The organism is Variovorax sp. AC103 (assembly GCF_979254005.1).
Genome location: NZ_CEEDFC010000019.1, coordinates 62,605 through 80,629, shown reverse-complemented (window position 1 = coordinate 80,629; position 18,025 = coordinate 62,605). Strand labels below are relative to the sequence as shown.

General features: G+C 60.0%; 14 protein-coding genes and 1 tRNA gene. 6 read left to right on the top strand and 9 right to left on the bottom strand.

Annotation, left to right across the window (positions count from 1 at the left end):
- The first annotated feature begins 202 nt into the window (after window positions 1-202).
- A complete protein-coding gene (locus AC0IYU_RS24710; RefSeq protein ID WP_472122201.1) occupies window positions 203-2,473 on the top strand; it encodes an nSTAND3 domain-containing NTPase in 2,271 nt (756 codons plus the stop codon).
- A 556-nt stretch (window positions 2,474-3,029) separates the two neighbouring features.
- Here AC0IYU_RS24710 and AC0IYU_RS24705 read toward each other — a convergent pair.
- Both AC0IYU_RS24705 and AC0IYU_RS24700 read right to left on the bottom strand, forming a co-directional pair.
- Window positions 3,030-3,971: a hypothetical protein gene (locus AC0IYU_RS24705; protein WP_472122198.1), complete on the bottom strand. Its 942-nt coding sequence runs from the start codon at window positions 3,969-3,971 to the stop codon at window positions 3,030-3,032.
- Window positions 3,880-4,599 carry an AbiV family abortive infection protein gene (locus AC0IYU_RS24700; RefSeq protein ID WP_472122194.1) on the bottom strand — a complete coding sequence of 240 codons (720 nt, stop codon included), beginning with the start codon at window positions 4,597-4,599 and terminating at the stop codon, window positions 3,880-3,882. The genes AC0IYU_RS24705 and AC0IYU_RS24700 overlap by 92 nt, the downstream gene beginning before the upstream one ends.
- 657 nt (window positions 4,600-5,256) lie before the next feature.
- Here AC0IYU_RS24700 and AC0IYU_RS24695 point away from each other — a divergent pair.
- The 4 genes from AC0IYU_RS24695 (at window position 5,257) to AC0IYU_RS24680 (ending at window position 10,226) form a co-directional block, all read left to right on the top strand.
- Window positions 5,257-6,447, top strand: coding sequence for a hypothetical protein (locus tag AC0IYU_RS24695; RefSeq protein ID WP_472122191.1), 1,191 nt, complete (start codon window positions 5,257-5,259; stop codon window positions 6,445-6,447).
- Window positions 6,444-8,690: a hypothetical protein gene (locus AC0IYU_RS24690; protein WP_472122188.1), complete on the top strand. Its 2,247-nt coding sequence runs from the start codon at window positions 6,444-6,446 to the stop codon at window positions 8,688-8,690. The genes AC0IYU_RS24695 and AC0IYU_RS24690 overlap by 4 nt, the downstream gene beginning before the upstream one ends.
- 199 nt (window positions 8,691-8,889) lie before the next feature.
- The gene (locus AC0IYU_RS24685; protein WP_472122186.1) at window positions 8,890-9,426 is read left to right on the top strand and encodes a HEPN domain-containing protein; all 537 of its coding nucleotides are present in this window, start codon (window positions 8,890-8,892) and stop codon (window positions 9,424-9,426) included.
- Between the two features lie 233 nt (window positions 9,427-9,659).
- Complete coding sequence (locus AC0IYU_RS24680; protein WP_435487433.1) at window positions 9,660-10,226, top strand: hypothetical protein; 567 nt, start codon at window positions 9,660-9,662, stop codon at window positions 10,224-10,226.
- Window positions 10,227-10,703: 477 nt separating this feature from the next.
- On the opposite strand, the gene AC0IYU_RS24675 is transcribed toward AC0IYU_RS24680, so the two are convergent.
- The 7 genes from AC0IYU_RS24675 to AC0IYU_RS24645 form a co-directional block, all read right to left on the bottom strand.
- Window positions 10,704-12,281, bottom strand: a complete 1,578-nt coding sequence (locus AC0IYU_RS24675) for a YfjI family protein (protein ID WP_435487432.1) — start codon at window positions 12,279-12,281, stop codon at window positions 10,704-10,706.
- The gene (locus tag AC0IYU_RS24670; protein WP_472122183.1) at window positions 12,278-13,114 is read right to left on the bottom strand and encodes a hypothetical protein; all 837 of its coding nucleotides are present in this window, start codon (window positions 13,112-13,114) and stop codon (window positions 12,278-12,280) included. Before AC0IYU_RS24670 ends, AC0IYU_RS24675 begins: the two co-directional genes overlap by 4 nt.
- A gap of 27 nt (window positions 13,115-13,141) precedes the next feature.
- A complete protein-coding gene (locus tag AC0IYU_RS24665) occupies window positions 13,142-13,330 on the bottom strand; it encodes a helix-turn-helix transcriptional regulator (protein ID WP_435487430.1) in 189 nt (62 codons plus the stop codon).
- A gap of 107 nt (window positions 13,331-13,437) precedes the next feature.
- Window positions 13,438-14,139: a hypothetical protein gene (locus AC0IYU_RS24660; protein ID WP_435487429.1), complete on the bottom strand. Its 702-nt coding sequence runs from the start codon at window positions 14,137-14,139 to the stop codon at window positions 13,438-13,440.
- Between the two features lie 163 nt (window positions 14,140-14,302).
- Window positions 14,303-15,526, bottom strand: coding sequence for a tyrosine-type recombinase/integrase (locus AC0IYU_RS24655; RefSeq protein WP_472122354.1), 1,224 nt, complete (start codon window positions 15,524-15,526; stop codon window positions 14,303-14,305).
- Between the two features lie 186 nt (window positions 15,527-15,712).
- Window positions 15,713-15,787 (bottom strand) — tRNA-Arg (locus AC0IYU_RS24650).
- A gap of 43 nt (window positions 15,788-15,830) precedes the next feature.
- Window positions 15,831-16,499, bottom strand: coding sequence for a TetR family transcriptional regulator (locus AC0IYU_RS24645; RefSeq protein ID WP_472122180.1), 669 nt, complete (start codon window positions 16,497-16,499; stop codon window positions 15,831-15,833).
- 181 nt (window positions 16,500-16,680) lie between these two features.
- Between AC0IYU_RS24645 and AC0IYU_RS24640 the strand changes: the two genes are divergently transcribed.
- Window positions 16,681-18,012, top strand: coding sequence for an efflux RND transporter periplasmic adaptor subunit (locus tag AC0IYU_RS24640; protein WP_472122178.1), 1,332 nt, complete (start codon window positions 16,681-16,683; stop codon window positions 18,010-18,012).
- Window positions 18,013-18,025 lie beyond the last annotated feature (13 nt).

Genomic DNA, 18,025 nt, shown 5'->3' with positions numbered 1-18,025 from the left:
TGCGGGGACATTTGGCAACATAGGACTGGTTTAAGTGCAATGCAGACTTCCGAGCTAGGGCCTGCCGTTCCCGAGCGCCGATCGTCGAACCCCTTCGAAAAAAGCGATGCGGTCGGACGTCAGTATGTCAAAGTGTCGTGCAGCCACATACACAAGCAGCGGGGACGGACCCTCGCTCGAAAGCCACCTAGAGGTCAGCGGCGTGCGTATTTTTGAACTCCACCGACTGGGTTGGAACAGCTTTCAACAACTTTGCCACACCATTTGTCGCGAGGTGCTGGGCCAGACGGTCCAGGCTTTCCTGGATTCGAATGATGCAGGCCGCGACGGCGCGTTTGCCGGCACGTGGTCTCCAATGCCTGGCGAGACCTACGCTGGCCGTTTTGTGATCCAGTGCAAGTACACAGCGAATTCAAACCACAGGCTGAAGCCCTCCGAGATCACCGATGAACTGCAGAAGGTAGAGAAACTCGTCGCACGAGGACTGTGCGACGTCTATGTACTCATGACGAACGCCGGCTTGTCCGGTGCCCAATCCAGCCGCATCGAGACCCTGCTGATTAACGCCGGCGTGAAACAGGTGCTGATCCTCGGCTCGACCTGGATCAACCAGCAGATACAGGAGAACAAGAATCTGCGCATGCACGTGCCTCGGATGTACGGACTCGGAGATCTCAGCCAGATCCTCGATGACAGAGCCTATGACCAAGCCCGCGCGGTACTGGAATCCATGCGCGAGGACCTAGCCAAGGTCGTTATCACCGGCTCCTACGGCAAGGCCGTCGAAGCACTGAACGCGCATGGGTTCGTGTTGCTGATTGGCGAGCCTGCCGCAGGGAAGACCACCATCGCATCCATGCTCGCTATGTCCGCGGCGGACAAATGGGGTTCGTCGGTGCTGAAGCTCAACGACCCCAGCAAGGTCGAGGAGCGGTGGAATCCCCACGAGCAATCCCAGTTCTTTTGGGTCGACGACGCCTTCGGCATCATGCAATATGAACCGTCGCTGGCCTACGCCTGGAACCGGATCCTGCCTCAGGTCAAGACAATGCTGCGCCGCGGCGCCAAGATCGTCATGACCTCGCGCGACTACATCTACGCTCGTGCACGCCACGATTTGAAGCGCGGCGCCTTTCCTCTCTTCAACGAGAGTCAGGTGGTGATCGACGTTCACGACCTGTCCGCAGGGGAGCGAGAACAGATCCTTTACAACCACTTGAAGCTTGGCGCACAGCCTTCCAAGTTCAAGGCTCAGATCAAGCCGTATCTTCCATTCGTGTCATCGCATGCGCGCTTCATCCCCGAGATCGCTAGGCGGCTCTCCGACCCGGCTTTCACCAGGCATCTATACCTGTCCGAGTACCACCTGCGCGAGTTCGTCGAGAAGCGCGAACAGCTGCTGCAGGAGGTCCTGGATGGGTTGGACAAGGACAGCTTGGCGGCGCTTGCCCTGATCTACATGAAAAAGGACCACCTCCAAAGCCCGATCTCGCTGACGGCCGGTGAAGAGGAAGCCCTCCGCCGCCTAGGCAGTAGCCTCGGAGACTGCATCGATGGGCTAGAAGCACTGAACGGTAGCCTTGTCGTACATCAGCAGGTCGACGGCGAATCGGTCTGGCGCTTCAAGCACCCCACCATCGGAGATGCGTTTGCGACGTCCCTTGCGAGGAAGCCAGACCTTATGGGCATTTTCTTGGCAGGCACATCCGTTGAGAACCTCATGCAGCAGGTGGTATGCGGCGACGTCCTTGTGGAGGGTGCCGTCCAGGTGCCAAAGGCATTGTTTAAGCAGGTGCTCGCTCGACTGGCAGAGTTCACCGCGAGAGAAAGTAATGTGACGAGGTACATGGCCAGTTGGCAATCCAAGTGGGCGCTGCACGGCTTTCTGACGCGGCGATGTTCCAAGGAATTTCTGGCCCTTTATATAGGAGGCAATCCGGGTCTGGTCGATCAAGTCAGTCGGCCTGGTCTCGTCTTGAGCGCTATGTCCGAGGTCAAACTTGCCGTGAGACTGCACGAGTTTGAATTGCTGCCCGAGGCGAACCGCCGAATGTTCGTGGACACGGTCAGCAAGTATGCGGCGGAAGGCGATGACATGCTGGCCCTTCGCGACAAAGACATCCGCAGTTTGTTTACTAACGCGGAGCACGCAGCACTGATCAAGAAAGTCCGCGCAGAGCTCCTACCAAGATTGCGCCGAGTTCGTGAGGGGGAGCAGGAAAACTACACGCGTGACCGGTCCGCAGACGACCACATTGAACATCTGATTGAGGGCTTCGACATCCTCAAGAAGACATTCAGCGACGATGTCGAAGCCGTCAGCTTGATCGAGGAGCAGATCAGCGAAGCAAAGGCTTGGGCGGGTGAGAACGACCATGAAATCCCCAGCATGGCAACTCGCACTCTAGGCGCTGCCGCGTCCACTAATCAGCTGCAAGGCAATCGAAGCATATTCGACGACGTGGACATGTGACTGACGCTTCACGGCTAGCGTTCGTCCAATTCCCGATCTCGACGCCGGAACACGCAGCCGGTCATACCTGTTGAAAGCGGGCCTTTGCAGATGACATGGGCTAGTCGAGAGTTTGTGTCATCTGTGTGGCCTGCCTGCGGTCGGACACACCGCGGTATCGCGGCACCCACATCATCAAGCTAGATGAAGATCGGACTACCGGTCAAACGTCGCTAGCGGCGACCGGCGGCTTTGGAGCGCTGCTCCTGGTAAACGGACCGTCACGCCGATCGCTGTCGCTAATCTGAGCGACCGCTCATTGCCAGTCTGAGTGAGTTCGACCTCTCCGATCCACCGACTGCAACCGTTGCGTAGGCGCCCTTCAGATATACCCGCTCCAGACTGTTTTCCATCTTCACATTGATTCACCGAACGGCCGCTTTTGCTCCACTCTGCCGAATAACACATGTCGGCTCTGCCGTACAAAGAGCAGCCGACGCAGTGGTGATCGCGCTGAAGGTAGTCGTCGACCAAACCCACCGATCGGCCTTTTGTGTCGAGTCGCAATAACAGGCATCTAACTTACACCGAGCAGTTGAGCCAATGCAGGCAAGAACGGCGCTAGCAAGGTCATATGGTTGGCGCCGGCTGCCATGAATGCTACGTAGCGGTCCTTGAACGCAGGTTTGCCGACCTCTGCCTCCATCGCATCCACATATTGCGCGAGGTTGTCCTTTGAACTGGAGGGAAGATCGGACCCTGCGAGCGCTTCTTTAATGCTGACGAACACCGTATGCGTCGTAATATTTACATGGCTCGAGTTGTTGTTCGATTCCACGTTGATTTGGCTATTTGCGACGTTACCCAAGACACCGATGTTGATGGATGCTTTGTTCATAGCAGATACTTTCATAGATCCGTTTTCAATCTGATATATGTCTGTCTGTTTCAGCATCTCGACTGTTGCATTTATCGCTTTCATCAGACTGATCTGTTCTTCCCACATACCCATCATCTGTCCGCTCGCCCAAGGGGTGTTGTCCTCGTTGCGGTGCTGCACCACTTCTGTTAGTCGCTCCTCGTGCGCCTCCATTTGGGCACACCAATTGGTTTGAAACGTATCTAAATAGGATGTCAGGGAAGGATAGTCACCGATGGAGTTGAATTTCCGCAGGTGATCACTCATGTAAAGAGCAACATCTCGCCCGGTGGCATACAAGTTTTCAAGATGCGTTCGTCGAGGTCGCTCCAAACGGTAGACGTTTGTGTAGTCCTCCTCATGCTTCAGGCGACCCCATTCACGCTCAAGCTCGCGGAAACGCTCGCCGATGCCCCACAGTCGATGGAGAAACGGCGCTGCGCTTTCAAAGTCTTTCCGGATGTCCATAGCGGGAACTGTACCGAAGCGAGAGGCGACAGATGCAGATTTAAAAGGGGCCGCTTGGCCGTGTTGGAACTGTCGCGGCACAGCGAGGATCGTCATCCGGTTCTTGCTGATCTGCTTTTTCGACAGGCTCATGAGCCATTTCGGCAATCCGAAGGTGCAGCGCGGCGACCACATCGAGGTTCGCCTGAGCAATGTTGGCGTCGTCGTAGTTTGGCATCTCGAACGAGCCAATCGTACGGGCTGAGAACGGACCAGACTTCTTCCGAATGAACTCAGTTTCGGTCAACTTCATCGCGGCGAGCTCGATCGTTCGCCAAGATTGGTGTTCCGTGCGGGTGTCGCGCGGCCTGACAAACCTACCGTCGACGAGCCCTACGTACAGCGCGGCATTTTTGTCGTCATTTCTAGCTTCGGCGATTGCAGCGCCGACGCCGTTCAATATCGCAGCGGCAGCCTCGTCGTTTCCCGTCGCTTTCATCAGCATCGCCATGCCGACGATTTCAAGGCGAAGTTTGGCCTTGTGATCTCGTAGGCGCTGCATGAGGCGCTTCCAGTTCACCTCACGTTTGGCCAAGATGCGAATCCCGGTAGCGTAGAGCATGGCCGACTTCGAAAGCTCTTCGCGGGCAAGGTGGGCCAGAGCAAATGCTCTGGCGTACGACTGCCGCTCGTGGAGAACTCTGGCCTCCGCGATGAGCTCAGCCGCATTTGCGCCGAGGGCTTCCATGCCTTCGTCTATCTGGCCTAGGGAGAGCGTCATAAGGCAACATCCTTGTGCGATCCATATTCTAAAGAACAAGCCGTGTACCGGACTTTCAGCGGTAGCGGCCTGCCGGATTCGAGGAGGTTGGACGACACGCGCAGCTGTGACGCTGATTATCGCGATCCACACCGAGCTCGCGCTTGGCGAGAGCGCATTGGTTTGGTTCTGTTCAGAAAACTCGAGTGGTGCCCTCTTGGGCACATTTGCGGGGGGTGGTCAAACCATTCCTCGGGTCGCGATCGTCGATCCTGGATCGATCTTAGAGGTCGATTTTCGCCGCGGGACAGCGGTGAACGCTGCGACCGAGTTTTTCACCAGAATCGTTTAACAGCAGACATTGCGGAAGACCGTGAGAATGGCAGCCGTCGCTGTGAAACGGGATACGGCTGACACAGCCAGATCACATATCGCGTGTTGCTATGAGACAGTTTGGAGTTCTTAGGGGCACGCTAGTGGCAGTGCGAGCCCACATTTTTGTGGTCGCGATGACTTGGCTTGGTCGCTGAAGACTAAGTGCCGGCGCATCGACCGATGATGTGTTTGCGCTGGCGTATGTGCTCTGTCTTACTCCTCCGAACTGGCAATTTTTCTTTGCTTTCACGCGCTAACCAGTAGGATATATGCCACTCACCTCGGAAAAGCAGCAAAGGTCGTATGGCTCCCGCTTCTGACTCAATACCGGCCAGCATTCACTTGCCGGTGGATCTCATGGTGAGCACACCATGGATATCGCGAGTCGACGCCGAAACGACGTTGACATTGATCGTCCCGGCGGACTATGAGTTTCAGATGGCCGCGGCGATTGGACAATCCGAAGTTCTCGGAGTTCAGAGAATCTTGACCTTGGCTCGGAAGGGTGCACGGTTTGAGGTGGTGTGGGATGAAGGACTGGCGAAACGCGCAGCGACAGGGGCTTCGATATTTCCCCTACTTGCTGTGCTTCTCTCGATGCACAAGTCCTCGCACTTTGTCTTGTCCGCTAATGGCAAGCGGCAAGAGTTGCCCGTAAAGCGGATCCGCCAAGCGATTCTCACGCATCGCCTTGCTCGCGATTTCTTCTCAGACAGCGACATCATCGTTTGCTCAGACAGCGCTGGTGAAGCGCCTCCGAGTGATCTCTACGATCCCGTGACTCTTCGGCTTCACGGGCGTGAGGATTTCGAGACCCTAGTGGTTGACGCATTGCTGGCTCAAACCGGCTCGAGCTCGCGTGGTTCGACGATCTACAGCAAGGCGAACGCGCTCGGTGTCGTGATCGCTGAGCTCTTTGAAAACACCGACATGCATGGGAAACTCGACACATCCGGAAGGCCCCTCGGCGAAGACAGTCTGCGTGGACTCGTCTTCAAGAGAGTGAAGATAGAGGTTCCCGTATTACGACCTCTGAAAGGCGAACCGCGCACGCGATTTGTCGAGTGCTTTGAAGCTTCCGTGTTTGACTCCGGTGTCGGCTACTTCGCTTCGTTCACGCGCGCAGCACTCAACGACAAGACACCGTTGGATGAAGAGTGGAAGGTGCTCCACAACTGTCTTGAGCGGCACTACTACCCTGGGCTCCTCGACAAACGCGCCGGGCACCGGGCACTTGGCCTGTACGAGGTTCTACGCGGCCTTCAGTCCCTTAACGGGCGCATAGAGATTCGCACCGGCAGGTTGTTCGCATACCGTACATTTCTTGACGGCGAACTCCAAGCGAAGATGAAGCCGCGCGCTGCTCATGCTCATTTCGCCTGGCCAGTTCCGAAGCTCTTGGACGTGGAGAGAAAGTATCGTGCTGAACCATCGGAGCACGAGTTCTTGTTGGGATCCTCAGTACGAATCATTATCCCGCTGAGCGACGAATGAAGGCGCTTGCACTCACCACCAGGTTTAAGGAAGGGGCGCTAGAAGGCGACGCCTGCTTGCTGGTGTATGACATTCCGTATCTGAGCGGAGTCACGATTGGAGACGACGTTCGCGATGTATTGGAGCGGCGGCCAAATACGCCTCGAATCTACGTCGTAGCCCCGTTCTTGGACGACAACGCCGTTGAGAAAGCCCTGCTGGATGGAGGATCCGCGTTGCTACGGGCCGGTGTCGGCCAAGCGATTGGCAATGTCAAGGTCGCTGCGCTCGGATTCAGCTCCACAGGCGGGGTCGGCTCTGTGCGTTGCACAGAGTACTCGCTGGTCGACGGCGTGCCTACTGCGATGGAGCCCGGTTCGCTTGGCGACGAGCTGCGGCACGGCTGGCTGTTTAATCTGTTCGACGAAGGAAAAGGGTTGGTTGACGCCCCGGTCGGCGTGCACTTCTCGAAAGCCTCAGGAAAGCATGTCAGCAAGTTTTTGCGAACGAGTAGCGTGCTTCTCACGTCGGCAGCATGTGCCGTCGTGGCATTCTTTGGATTGGCGGTGCTGCGCCAACTTGAGCCGCGCCGCGTATTCGTGGACACGGCGCCGCTCCTATCGCTTGCATTCGCGATGCAGCGAGTGGCTGCTGTTCGGGGGCTATGGAGCGAGATGCCGACTGCGAAGTCCTTCAGCTCCTACGGTGGTGTCGATAAGTTGCCGCGACTTGGTCGTAGTGATCTGGTGCTCGTTTCGGCTTCAACTTCCGGCGGGCTGGCCGCTCGTTTGATCGGACTAGGCGTGGAAGAAGGCATGCTTTTGACGCTCTTCTTACTCAAGTCTTCGGCAGCGATGGCAACACCTGGCCGGGTGCTATGCGATCTCACATTCGGATCCACAAGAGCGTTCGGATATCCATACATCGAAAACCATACGCACGACACGTGCCTTCTATGCAGGCGTGGCTATATCCTGGCCGAACTAGAGGGTGATCAGTTTTTGCTCGAAAAGCGAGCCGTGAAGCGCCTTCGGGTCGGGCAAGCGTCTCAGTCGCCGAGCGCGCGAAAGACGATGGAGACGCTAGCTCGGACGGGCGCGATGAGTATTCGCCTCCATCGGAGAGACACGAATCGCACAGATGTCGATGTCAACTTGAATGGCGGACTTAGTGCGGGCGGCTATCTGGAGCAATCCTTCTCGCGCCTACTAACAAGATTCACGCCCACACCTTTGGATTTTCTTGTGGTTGTAGGTCTGACGGTGGCGGATGCCAAGGCCTACTGCCGGAGGGCGGGGCTAACTTCAATTTTGAGAAGTGCACGGTGCGTAACTGGAGACCAAGTTGCGCAGCTGACCGCGAAATCGCGCGCCAATGCGCTCGTTCTAATTGGCACTCTATGCGACCACGCGACGCTGCGTGGCATCAATGCCCAATTGCGTCCGAAAGTAGATGGCGGATGCGTTTCGTACCTCTCCGCACTGACGATCGCTGATTCGGCCAGAAGCTTGAGTGATTTGAAGATCTTTCTGACCTATGGAGAGCTCGGGCCGGAGACTTTCACATTCCGCTCGGTGCTTGAACTGATGCTTCCATGGATAGGTGAACAGGCCTCTCCCTGGGAGATGGAGTTGAGATACTGGCAGAAGCTCGCTTCGACGAACGAGCTACCAAAGACTCTTCTGCCGCGACGGAACTGGCTGCAGAATACGGCAGCCGCGTCCGAGAAAATCTTCCTACCCGGCTTTGAAGGCCGGCAGCTGGCAATCGCGCCAGATTTTGTGTTGCTCGACACTTCCAAATCGAGAGAGTTGATCTCGCAGGCCGACGTATATGCCATTGTTTGCAACGCACTGGCAGCGGTGCGTAGCGACGATATCGGCATCGAAACAAAGACGCTGCGTGCGAACCCCACCCCCGTTTGGGGACAAACCGTCTATGCGCAGAGTCTTCTGTGTCCTTCGAATTTTCGTGATTTCAATGATGCTGTTTTGCGCGCCGCATTGATTCGCGGTGCGACCATGCAAGAGTTGAACTACTCTGTCGATGAAGGAAGTAGTGAAGAGATGCGCGACGTGATCCGTGCCGATATTGCTTCTTGGGATCAAGGCCGCGGAGATGCTCTCGCGGAGTTTCTGCTCGCAGCGGCCTGCGGTCGGCTTCGACTCGTGCCACGTCATCTTGAGCAACTCCGGAAAGAAGCACGCCAAGCGAATCTGCCGCCGGTCTTCAATGTTCTTCTTGATGAAGCTGCGTCGTTGTAGCGAATTCGCCAGGCCATGCGACTGCGATTCATGGCCGGACGAGCGAGCTCGTAGAGCGAGAAGGTGTTGCCACCGGTGCACGCAACTGTGACGCCATCGTGCTCTGGCCTTTGCGGCGCTCGGAGCAATCTCGGATCGCGCCAAAGTAGAAAGAGGAAACTATCCTCTGAATCCATCTGTCATTGACAAGAATTTCACAATGCCAACAGCAAGAGATACATTCGATAGCTCCATCAAAGATGCAGTAGAGCTCCTCGATCACTTCGACGCGATCAATGTTCTTCCTCCACCACCGAATGCCGAAGTGTTGAAGCGTGCCGGGCTCATCATGGCCTGCACCGCTTGGGAAACCTATGTAGAGGACCGAGTGCAGGAAGCCGTGCAGCAAAGATTGGGCGAAGGAAATGACAGCTTCCAGAATCGATTTGTATTGCGGCATCTGCAAGCGACGCTGAAGCAGTTCCATAATCCTAGCGCTGAGAAGACCTGCAAGTTGTTTTCGGACTTCCTTGGCGTCGACGTTGCGTCAGGCTGGCAATGGAACAACTATGACACCGCGCGAGCCCGCCAAGAGCTCGATGCGCTGATCAAGAAGCGGGGCGAGGCGGTCCATCGCTCGAAGGCTCCAAGTGTTGGAGTTCCAGCCGCTCACTTGGTACGGAAAGACGAGCTAGAAAGGGCGATTAGATTTCTCAAAAGCTTAGTGGAGGCGACCGAGAACGCAACCAAGCCTTGATCTGTTTGGGCGTACAGGCTGGCAGGCCTCATAGAATGAATCTAAAGCACTAGGGCCTGCACTAACCTTATTCGATCATGTACCTGTCTAGCGATTTCCTACGGTGGCCATACGATCATCAAGGGCAACGGTTTCCATCCGCTTCGGACTATGTCTCACGTCCAAGAGATATATGGCGCCATGCTCGTGACAGACTCGCCGGTCAACTGACTGAGCTCGATCGCGTAGATTGCATGAGCTCCTTGAAGCGGTCCATCAACACTCGACTTAAAGCACTCGAAGCCGAGTACGGATTCTCAAAATTACCAACAGCGAAGGCAAAGAAGCGAATTCTTGAAACGTTGCAAGATTTCGGTCTGGTCAGACCGACGCTCCTCGCAGAGCTGATGAAGCTGCGAAATGATATCGAGCACAATGACGCGCAGCCACCAGATCAGGCAACTTGCCATATGTACGTCGATGTCGTCTGGTACTTTCTTAAGAGCACTGACCCACTTCTGGATATGGTTGTGGATTCTCTAGTTTACGAAGATAGCGAGACTAAATCAGCACTGACGATCGAGTTCCATACGGCGAGCGATTGGAAGATGTCGGTTGCCGGTGTAGTGCACATCGGGCTGCTACACGAAACACCAGACCTTGATCGTTTGAAGCTGCAAGACTTTCGGGTTGTGCGCCAGTCGGGTGATCACACCATTCATTTCAATGCGGAGATCGAACCTTCTAGCGAGGCATTGCTTTTGCTTGTTCACGACTACTTTGGCGCGCAAGGCTATTTCCGTGAGGACAGTGGAGCTTAGTTGAGGCCTTGCCGACTCGCAGCCGCTTCTTGCCCGATTCTTCAATGTGTTGCATCGATTCGCGAGATGCTGTTGAGAAGAAGGATGTCGACGCCGCAAGGGGGATGACATTCACCGCCGCGAACTGCGCCTTCCGCTGACCAACGCCCAATGACTGGGTATTTGCGTGCTTGTGGCTATCGCCGGTTTTCGATCTTCACTTAACCCCCTTAGGAGGACCAGTGAACAGTCTGAGGTCGCGGTTCGAATTACCCGTGCAGCGCACCTCCAGGAAGGACCCGCGACCGGGGTGGGCACCGCCTCACGGCGCTATCGACTCCCACCCCCTATCGACAATGTCGACAGACTCGACAAACACCCTTTCGATCCGGGTCTGTCGCGTTTGTCGACATTGTCGATAGGGGTAGGTATCCAACCCTGCAAGTGATTGATATAGAAAGAAAAAGTCTATTTTTTTGGTTATGGCGACAAACTCGCTTATGTCGACAGAGCCCTCGGATTGACGCGATACGCAGTGGTCGCCGGTGCGCCTTTGTTGGGCCGCTTGAACTCACGCACCACGTCCTGATGCTCCAGCCGGTCCAGCGCCTTCTGCAGCCGCTCCACGCTCCTGAAGCGCCCCTCCTGCGCCTTCTGGCATTCGCGTCTGGTGAACTCGGCCAACTCGCCCGCACGCGCCCATTTCAGGATCGCTGCCGCATCACCGTCGATGGCATCGGTGCCCAGCAGCCCGAACGCCGCCTGCGCATGCGGGATCAGCAGCCGTCCCAAACGCAGCGCCCGCTCCATCGCCACCTGACTGACCTCCTGGCTGGCAAGACCCATCTCGGCCAGCTCCAGCAGCGCAGCGATGCGCGCCACCGCGCCGGGCAGTTTGCCAGTCCAATCGCTGATCGATTCGTAGCGACCGCCATCTCCCTGCTGGCGCTCGATCTCTTCGGCCAGATCCAGCCAAACGTCGCGCGCCGCGTCCGACAGGGGCAGCACCTTGGGTGCCGCCAAGGGGCCGGGCACACCCTCCAACAGGCCGAACAGGTGCTGCTTGTAGTCGTCGCGCACATCTGCCGGGATAGGCGTGTGCTTGCGCACATCGCGCCTGCCGACGTTGCTGGCCGGCATGGCGTACAGGAAGCGCGCCAGCAGGCCCGATGCACGAAAGCGTCGCGAGCTGGCCACATCCGCCAACACGTCCGGCTGCAGCAGCAAGCCGAACGACAGTGCGGGCTTGTCGACGTGCGCCGTGCGGCCCGCACGGTCCACGCGCATGGGCGTGCCGGCATGGCCCTGCAGGAACACGTCGATGTTGGCCGCGCCGCCGTTGTAGATGCCGGCCATGATGAGAAAGATGCCCGACTCGTCCGAATGCACCGCCATGCGCTCGCCGTGCTCCACAAGCAGGGCCTGTAGTCGCTCGGCCGTGGTGTCACCCGTGAACAGACGAGGCGCCCGAGCCTCGTCGGGCATGTCGGTCTCCTCGCGCGCGATCTCGTTGCGGACGCCTTCGCGCTCGCTCTCGTCCTTGGCTTTCGCCGCATCCTGCAGCAGCCGCTCGATGCGCTTCTTCGCCACCGCCCGGGTCGCACTGGTGCGGATGATGGTGCTGCGCATGCGGCCCCGCAACAGTTCCTCCCACTGCACCAACGGCCCCAGCATGGCGTTGAGCACAGCCGACTTGCGTGTCCCGCTGGGGGTGGCGCTCAATGTCCACAGGGCCAGCGGCTCGGTGTAGCCATCGCCGAAGGGCGCGACCTCGAAGCGCCGATGCAGCACCGTGGCGAGCACGGCCAGGCAGGACATGACAGCCAACGCAGGTGGGGTCTGCGTACTCTCGGAGACGGCTTGCGCCATGGCCCCCATCCAGGTGGGCAAGACGTCGCACGGGATCGCCGGAGTGCGCAGGGTGCCGGGCAGGATCGGCTCCGGCCACGACGAGGGTTCAGTCGCTTTAATTGCTTCGATGGGTTGGAGCGTCGACGCGGCCTGGTGAACCTGTTGACGCACCTCGTCGAGGCTGGCCAATTGGGCCAGGTCGTTGAAATCTGTGGCGGCACTCACGCGGCGTTCCTTGTGAACCGGGGGATGGCGACGCAGCCGCCCACAGCGCGCGCGGCGGCCTGGGCATGCGTGACGCCGGGATTGCCGGGCGTATGCTGGTCGTTGTCCGCGCAGACCACCAGCCGCAGCGTGGGGAACTTGGCGCGCAGCGCACGCGCCACGGGTTCCAGATTGGCGCAGTTGAAGGCGATGGCCACCGCATGGCCGGTGGCTTGGTAGAGGGTGCTGCCGGTCGCCAGACCTTCGGCGAGCAGCAGACAGCGCTCGGGCCGTCCCCTTCCGATGGCGAAGTAGCACCCCTTGATGCGCCCACCGGTCAGGAAACGCTTGGCGCCGTCGGGGCCGATGAATTGCAGGGTGTGCAAGATGCCATCCGCATCCCTGGCCGGAATCAGCAAGGCATCGCGCAATTGCCGCATACCAATGGCCGGAATGACTGGCACACCCTTGCGCTGTAGATAGGGGTGGTCGTGCTGCACCGGTCGCGCTCGCGCCCACAGTTTCTGCGCACGCTCGCGCGCAGAGGCGTGCACGGCATGTTGCTCGGCGAAGCGGGCTTGTTGGGCGGCCTTCATCGCACGCTGCAGTGCGGCTCGCTCGGCCGGCGTCGGCGGCCTGGCATTGGGCGATGGCGTCGCACACCATGTGTGCGTCTCCCCGGTCTTCCAGCTACCGAAGGCGCCTGCGCGCAGCGGGCTGTCGTGTAGCACGGCCCAGCCATTGCGACTGCCGGGCTTGTCACCTTCTACGCGGTAGCGCATCAGGCGGCCGTCGGCGCGCAAGTCCAGATTCTTCCAAGGCGCCAGGCCGACTGCGCACATGGCGTCAAGCATGCTGCTCATCATTTGCTCGGCGAGCCCTCACTTGGAGACCTGGGCGTCGCGCCAGGCAATCAGCTTGTCGCCGGGAATGACCGTGCAGCGCGCCGACAGGCGAATCGGCCGTGGAAAGTCGGGCCGGGTCTTGATCCAGCGCCAGAGGGTGGCCGTCCCGATGCCGAGCAATTCGGCAGCTTGCTTCGGGCGGTAAGACTGGGCAGGTGATGCCATTCGTCGCTCCAATTGAACCCACGTTGCGTCATGCATGCGGTATGGAGTGACTGTCAATTCACGGGAACAATGGCGCTACGCCGCTTCGATGGAAACGGCATGAGGCATCAGTGGATGTCATGCGGCGCATCGTCGGATGTCATTTGCCGTATCGCTGGACTTAGTGTGTCGGATCCGGGGATCTGACGCACCCACGCAGGGCCGGGGAACAACTCAGAAAGCAACCTGCGCACCGTGCTAGCCGACCTGCCGATCTCCTCAGCGATCAAGGTGGCGGCGGAGTCCTTGGGCAGGTGCATGAACTTCGGGGCCGCCTCCTTCACTTTGCTTGTCGTTTGCTCGCCGATCTCGCGTCGCCCCGCCGCGCCACGTTGGGCGTTGTGCTGCGAAAAATCTTGGATCGCCCCGAGATAGCCGACCATTTGCGGAGCGAAATCCTCGAATGTCGCGTAGAGATCGGCGTGGCCTTGCAAGAACGGCTCGTCGACCGCCTGCATCGCGGCTGCGCGATGGTCGCCCATCGGGATGTTCGCCAATCGGGCATACGCTGTTGCTTGGAGATTCGACAAGGCGAAGCCAGCGTGGCAAATCCCGTACAGCAACCGAACCGCCTCGGCCGCCCTGAGTCTGGGGTCGCTCGGCTGGGACTCTCCAGTCGCGGGCCTCAGTTCAACAATGTGCTTTTCGAGATCATCGGCGGTCGTACCTTCCGGAAAGCACTTGGCCTTGATCGCCATAGGCATCAGTATCTCGTCGATCCGTGCTTGAGCGCCCGCCCAGTACCTGTCCATATCGGGTTTCAACAACATCGCGCCTTCACGTCCTTTAAGTTATCACGTGACGTTCCAAGCCAGCGTGCTTGGGGGGCGGGGCCCATCGTTGACCCGACCGTCAGAAAAATGATCGAGCGAGATTATGCGCGACGGTTTGAGACGCTAAGAGCGTCGTTTTCTCTGAGAGCGACAGCTGCCCTCAGGCCGCCGCCCTCAGCGGGATCACGTCTGCACCGATGCGCAACTTGTCGAGGTAGTCAGACCAACGCTGCATCATCTCGCGCCGCGCGGGCAGGTGCGCCGTTCGGTTGTAGGCCCGGCCGTTGGGGTCCTTGACCATGTGCGCCAGTTGGTGCTCGATGAAGTCCACGCGCTCGCCAAGCACCTCGTCCATGATCGTGCGGGCCATCGCGCGGAAGCCGTGCGCGGTCATCACCTCCTTGGCATAGCCCATACCACGCAGCGCGGCGTTCACGGTGTTCTCGCTCATGGGGCGTTCGCCGGTGCGGATGCTGGGAAACACGTACTGCCCGTGGCCGGTGGCCGCGTGCTGGTCGCGCAAGATGGAGACAGCCTGCACCGACAGGGGCACGATGTGATCGACGCCCATCTTCATCTTCGCGCCAGGGATTCGCCACTCAGCGGAATCGAGGTTGATTTCAGACCACTCGGCCGCGCGCAGTTCGCCGGGACGCACGAACACAAGAGGGGAAAGCTTTAGGGCAGCGAGCGTGTACCGATGGCCGCCATAGGCATGGATGGCACGCAGCAAGGCGCCGGTCTGCTGTGGATCGGTGATGGCCGCGTAATTGGTTTTCTCGATGGCCACCAGCGCGCCACGAAGGTCGGCCGTCACATCGCGCCCCACCACGCCGGTGGCGACGGCGTAGCGAAAGACCTGCGAGCAAATCTGAACAATGCGGTGGGCGCTTTCGTGGATGCCGCGCGCCTCCATGCGCCTAGCTACCTTGTCGAGGATGTCCTTGGCCTTGATCGTCGCGATCGGCCACTTGCCGATGTAGGGGAACACATCCTTTTCGAGCCAGTTGGTGATCTTGGCTTGAGTGATCTCTGCGCGCTTGTTGGCAGTGTTCTTCAGCCAGTCGCGAGAGACGGCCTCGAACGTGTTGGCTGCTGCCGCGGCCTTGGCTGTTTTCTCCTCGCGCTTGGCCACGCTGGGGTCGATGCCGTGGGCTAAAGTTTTGCGGGCCTTGTCGCGCCGCTGACGGGCTTCGGCCAGAGTGATCTCGGGGTAGACGCCCAGGGCCAAGGTCTTGGCCTTGCCGTCCATGCGGTAGTCCATGCGCCAGTACTTGCCCGCCGCCTTCACGCGCAGGTACATCCCGCCGCCATCGGCGTAGCGTTCGCCGATTTCGGCGCCCTTGTGTTTGACTTGCCTGACGAAGGTATCCGTGAGTGCCATTGCTGATCCGCGCGTTTTTAGTGTCGGTACTTCGATTTCGGGTGCTTGGTCGGTACCGACAGAAGTACCGACAAAGTACCGAGATGAAATGCTACAACGCGAGACAACCTCGGACAAAGAAAAACCCGCTTCTCCTAGGAGGAGAGCGGGTTTAGAGACAACGCGAGGCTATGTGAGTCGAGTAACTGGTCCCGCCGCCAGGAATCGAACCTGGATCTCAGCCTTCGGAGGGCCGAATTCTATCCGTTGAAATACAGCGAGGAATCGGGGTCCGGCGTGCACCGGAGCCCGTGATTATGGCCTATCAGGCGCCGAGTGTTTCAGGCTCGCTCTCCACAGGGGCGCCAGCCGCCGGCCGGGCGAACCCGAGCCCCGCCAGATACACCCGGAACGTGCGCCTGCCCGTGGCCACCAGCTCGAAGGCCTCTGGGTCGAGCAGCCAGTTCTGGATGAGCCCGCTGATCAGCGCATGCAGCCCCTGCGCCGCCACATAGCCGGGCACCGGCAGCTTGAGGTGGCCGCGCCGCGCGGCCAGGCGCAGGGCCTTTTCGAAATCGGCCACGCAGGCGTTGCGCGCGTCCAGGTGGCGCTGCTGCACCGAGGCCATGTCGTGCGTGTACTCGACCTTGTGCGTTGCCACGTCGAACACGCGGCGCACCTGCGGGTCGGTGGTCATGAGGGTCAGCGCGTGGACCATGCCCTCCTCGATCTCGGCCAGGGGGTCGTCGGTGCCCGGCATGCTGGCGGCCCGGGGGCCGGCCTCCAGCGGCAGGATGACGCGCTCCATCATCGCGTTGAAGAGGTCGGCCTTGTCCTTGAAATGCCAATAGATGGCGCCGCGCGTGGCGCCGGCCTGCTGCGCAATCTGCTGCAGCGTGGTCTGCGAGACACCTTGCGCCTGAAACAGCAGCTCCGCGGCATCGAGCAAGCGATGCCGCGTGGCCAATGCCTCTTCCTTCGTACGACGTGCCACCCAGTCTCCTGATTTGTAAAGGCAACGCCCTTTCAGTATCGTGGGGCCATTGCTGGCTGTCACTATACATCCATGAATGTATGTAAACTACCGGGCTTCCCCGATGGCCCGCCTGTCTGCGCTGGTTTGCGGTTCGCTCCGTGAAATGCGCCATCTCCCGTCTTCGCTTCAAAGGAATCGCATGCCTCTCCTGCATGTTTCGCGTCACTCGTCCTTTTCGCCGCGTCTCGCGACCGTGGCTGCCGTCGTCCTGCTGGTCCTTGCGGGCTGTGGCAAGAGCGATGCGCCCGCCGCCCCGGGCGGCGCTGCCGGCGGCGCCCGCCCTGCCCCTGAAGTGGGCGTGGTGGTGGCCGCACCGACCGATGTCGGCCTGGTGACCGAACTGCCCGGGCGCCTCGAAGCGTCGCGCATCGCCCAGGTCCGCGCCCGCGCGGCCGGCATCCTGCTCAAGCGCGAGTTCCGCGAAGGCAGCGACGTGAAGGCCGGCCAGTTGCTGTTCCGCATCGACCCCGCACCGCTGCAGGCCGCCGCCCAGAACGCCCAGGCCACGCTGGCCCGCGCCGAAGCCAATGCCGTGCAGGCCAAGGCCCTGGCCGACCGCTACAAGCCGCTGGTCGAGGCCAACGCCGTGAGCAAGCAGGAATACTCCGTCGCACTGGCCTCGCAGAAGACGGCCGAAGCCGACGTGATCTCGGGCCGCGCCGCCGTGCAGACCGCCAAGATCAACCTCGGCTATGCCGACGTGACCGCGCCCATCTCGGGCCGCATCGGCCGCGCCCTCGTGACCGAAGGCGCGCTGGTGGGCCAGGGCGACGCCACCGAGCTGGCCGTGGTGCAGCAGATCAACCCCGTGTACGTGAACTTCACGCAGTCGGCCACCGACGTGCTGAAGCTGCGCCGCGCCGTGGCCGACGGCCAGTACAAGCGCGCCGGCGGCGGCGAGGCCGCCAGCATCCGCGTGGTGCTGGAAGACGGCAGCGACTACCCGCTGGAAGGCAAGCTGCTGTTCTCCGACCTGACGGTCGACGCGACCACCGGCCAGATCACGCTGCGCGCCGAAGTGCCCAACCCCAAGGGCGAGCTGCTGCCCGGCCTGTATGTGCGGGTGAAGCTCGAGCAGGCCCAGGCCACCAACGCCATCACGCTGCCGCAACAGGCCGTGACGCGCACCCAGCAGGGCGACACGGTGTCGGTGGTCAGCGCCGACGGCAAGATCAGCCAGCGCACCGTGAAGATCAGCGCCGCCAAGGACAACCAGTGGGTGGTGCTCGACGGCCTGAAGGCCGGCGAACAGGTGATGGTCGACGGCTTCCAGAAGCTGCAGATGATGCCGCCAGGCACGCCCGTGAAGGCGGTGCCGTGGAAGAAGCCAGACCCGAATGCCGCTGCAGCGCCCGCCGCCGCAGCCTCGGGTGCAGCACCAGGCGCCGCACCGGCCGCCGCAGGTGCAGCCGCCCCCGCCGCGGCACCCGCAGCGAACGGCCAGGCTTCGGCCCCGGCCGAGAAGAAGTAAGCAGGAGCGCGCC

Bases quoted from the DNA above. Each gene is read 5' to 3' on its own strand.
- AC0IYU_RS24690 (WP_472122188.1), top strand. From the start codon at position 6,444: ATGAAGGCGCTTGCACTCACCACCAGGTTTAAGGAAGGGGCGCTAGAA.
- AC0IYU_RS24685 (WP_472122186.1), top strand. From the start codon at position 8,890: ATGCCAACAGCAAGAGATACATTCGATAGCTCCATCAAAGATGCAGTA.
- AC0IYU_RS24660 (WP_435487429.1), bottom strand. From the start codon at position 14,139: ATGTTGTTGAAACCCGATATGGACAGGTACTGGGCGGGCGCTCAAGCA.
- AC0IYU_RS24665 (WP_435487430.1), bottom strand. From the start codon at position 13,330: ATGGCATCACCTGCCCAGTCTTACCGCCCGAAGCAAGCTGCCGAATTG.
- AC0IYU_RS24680 (WP_435487433.1), top strand. From the start codon at position 9,660: ATGAGCTCCTTGAAGCGGTCCATCAACACTCGACTTAAAGCACTCGAA.
- AC0IYU_RS24670 (WP_472122183.1), bottom strand. From the start codon at position 13,114: ATGCTTGACGCCATGTGCGCAGTCGGCCTGGCGCCTTGGAAGAATCTG.
- AC0IYU_RS24705 (WP_472122198.1), bottom strand. From the start codon at position 3,971: ATGAGCCTGTCGAAAAAGCAGATCAGCAAGAACCGGATGACGATCCTC.
- AC0IYU_RS24695 (WP_472122191.1), top strand. From the start codon at position 5,257: ATGGCTCCCGCTTCTGACTCAATACCGGCCAGCATTCACTTGCCGGTG.
- AC0IYU_RS24700 (WP_472122194.1), bottom strand. From the start codon at position 4,599: ATGACGCTCTCCCTAGGCCAGATAGACGAAGGCATGGAAGCCCTCGGC.
- AC0IYU_RS24640 (WP_472122178.1), top strand. From the start codon at position 16,681: ATGCCTCTCCTGCATGTTTCGCGTCACTCGTCCTTTTCGCCGCGTCTC.
- AC0IYU_RS24655 (WP_472122354.1), bottom strand. From the start codon at position 15,526: ATGGCACTCACGGATACCTTCGTCAGGCAAGTCAAACACAAGGGCGCC.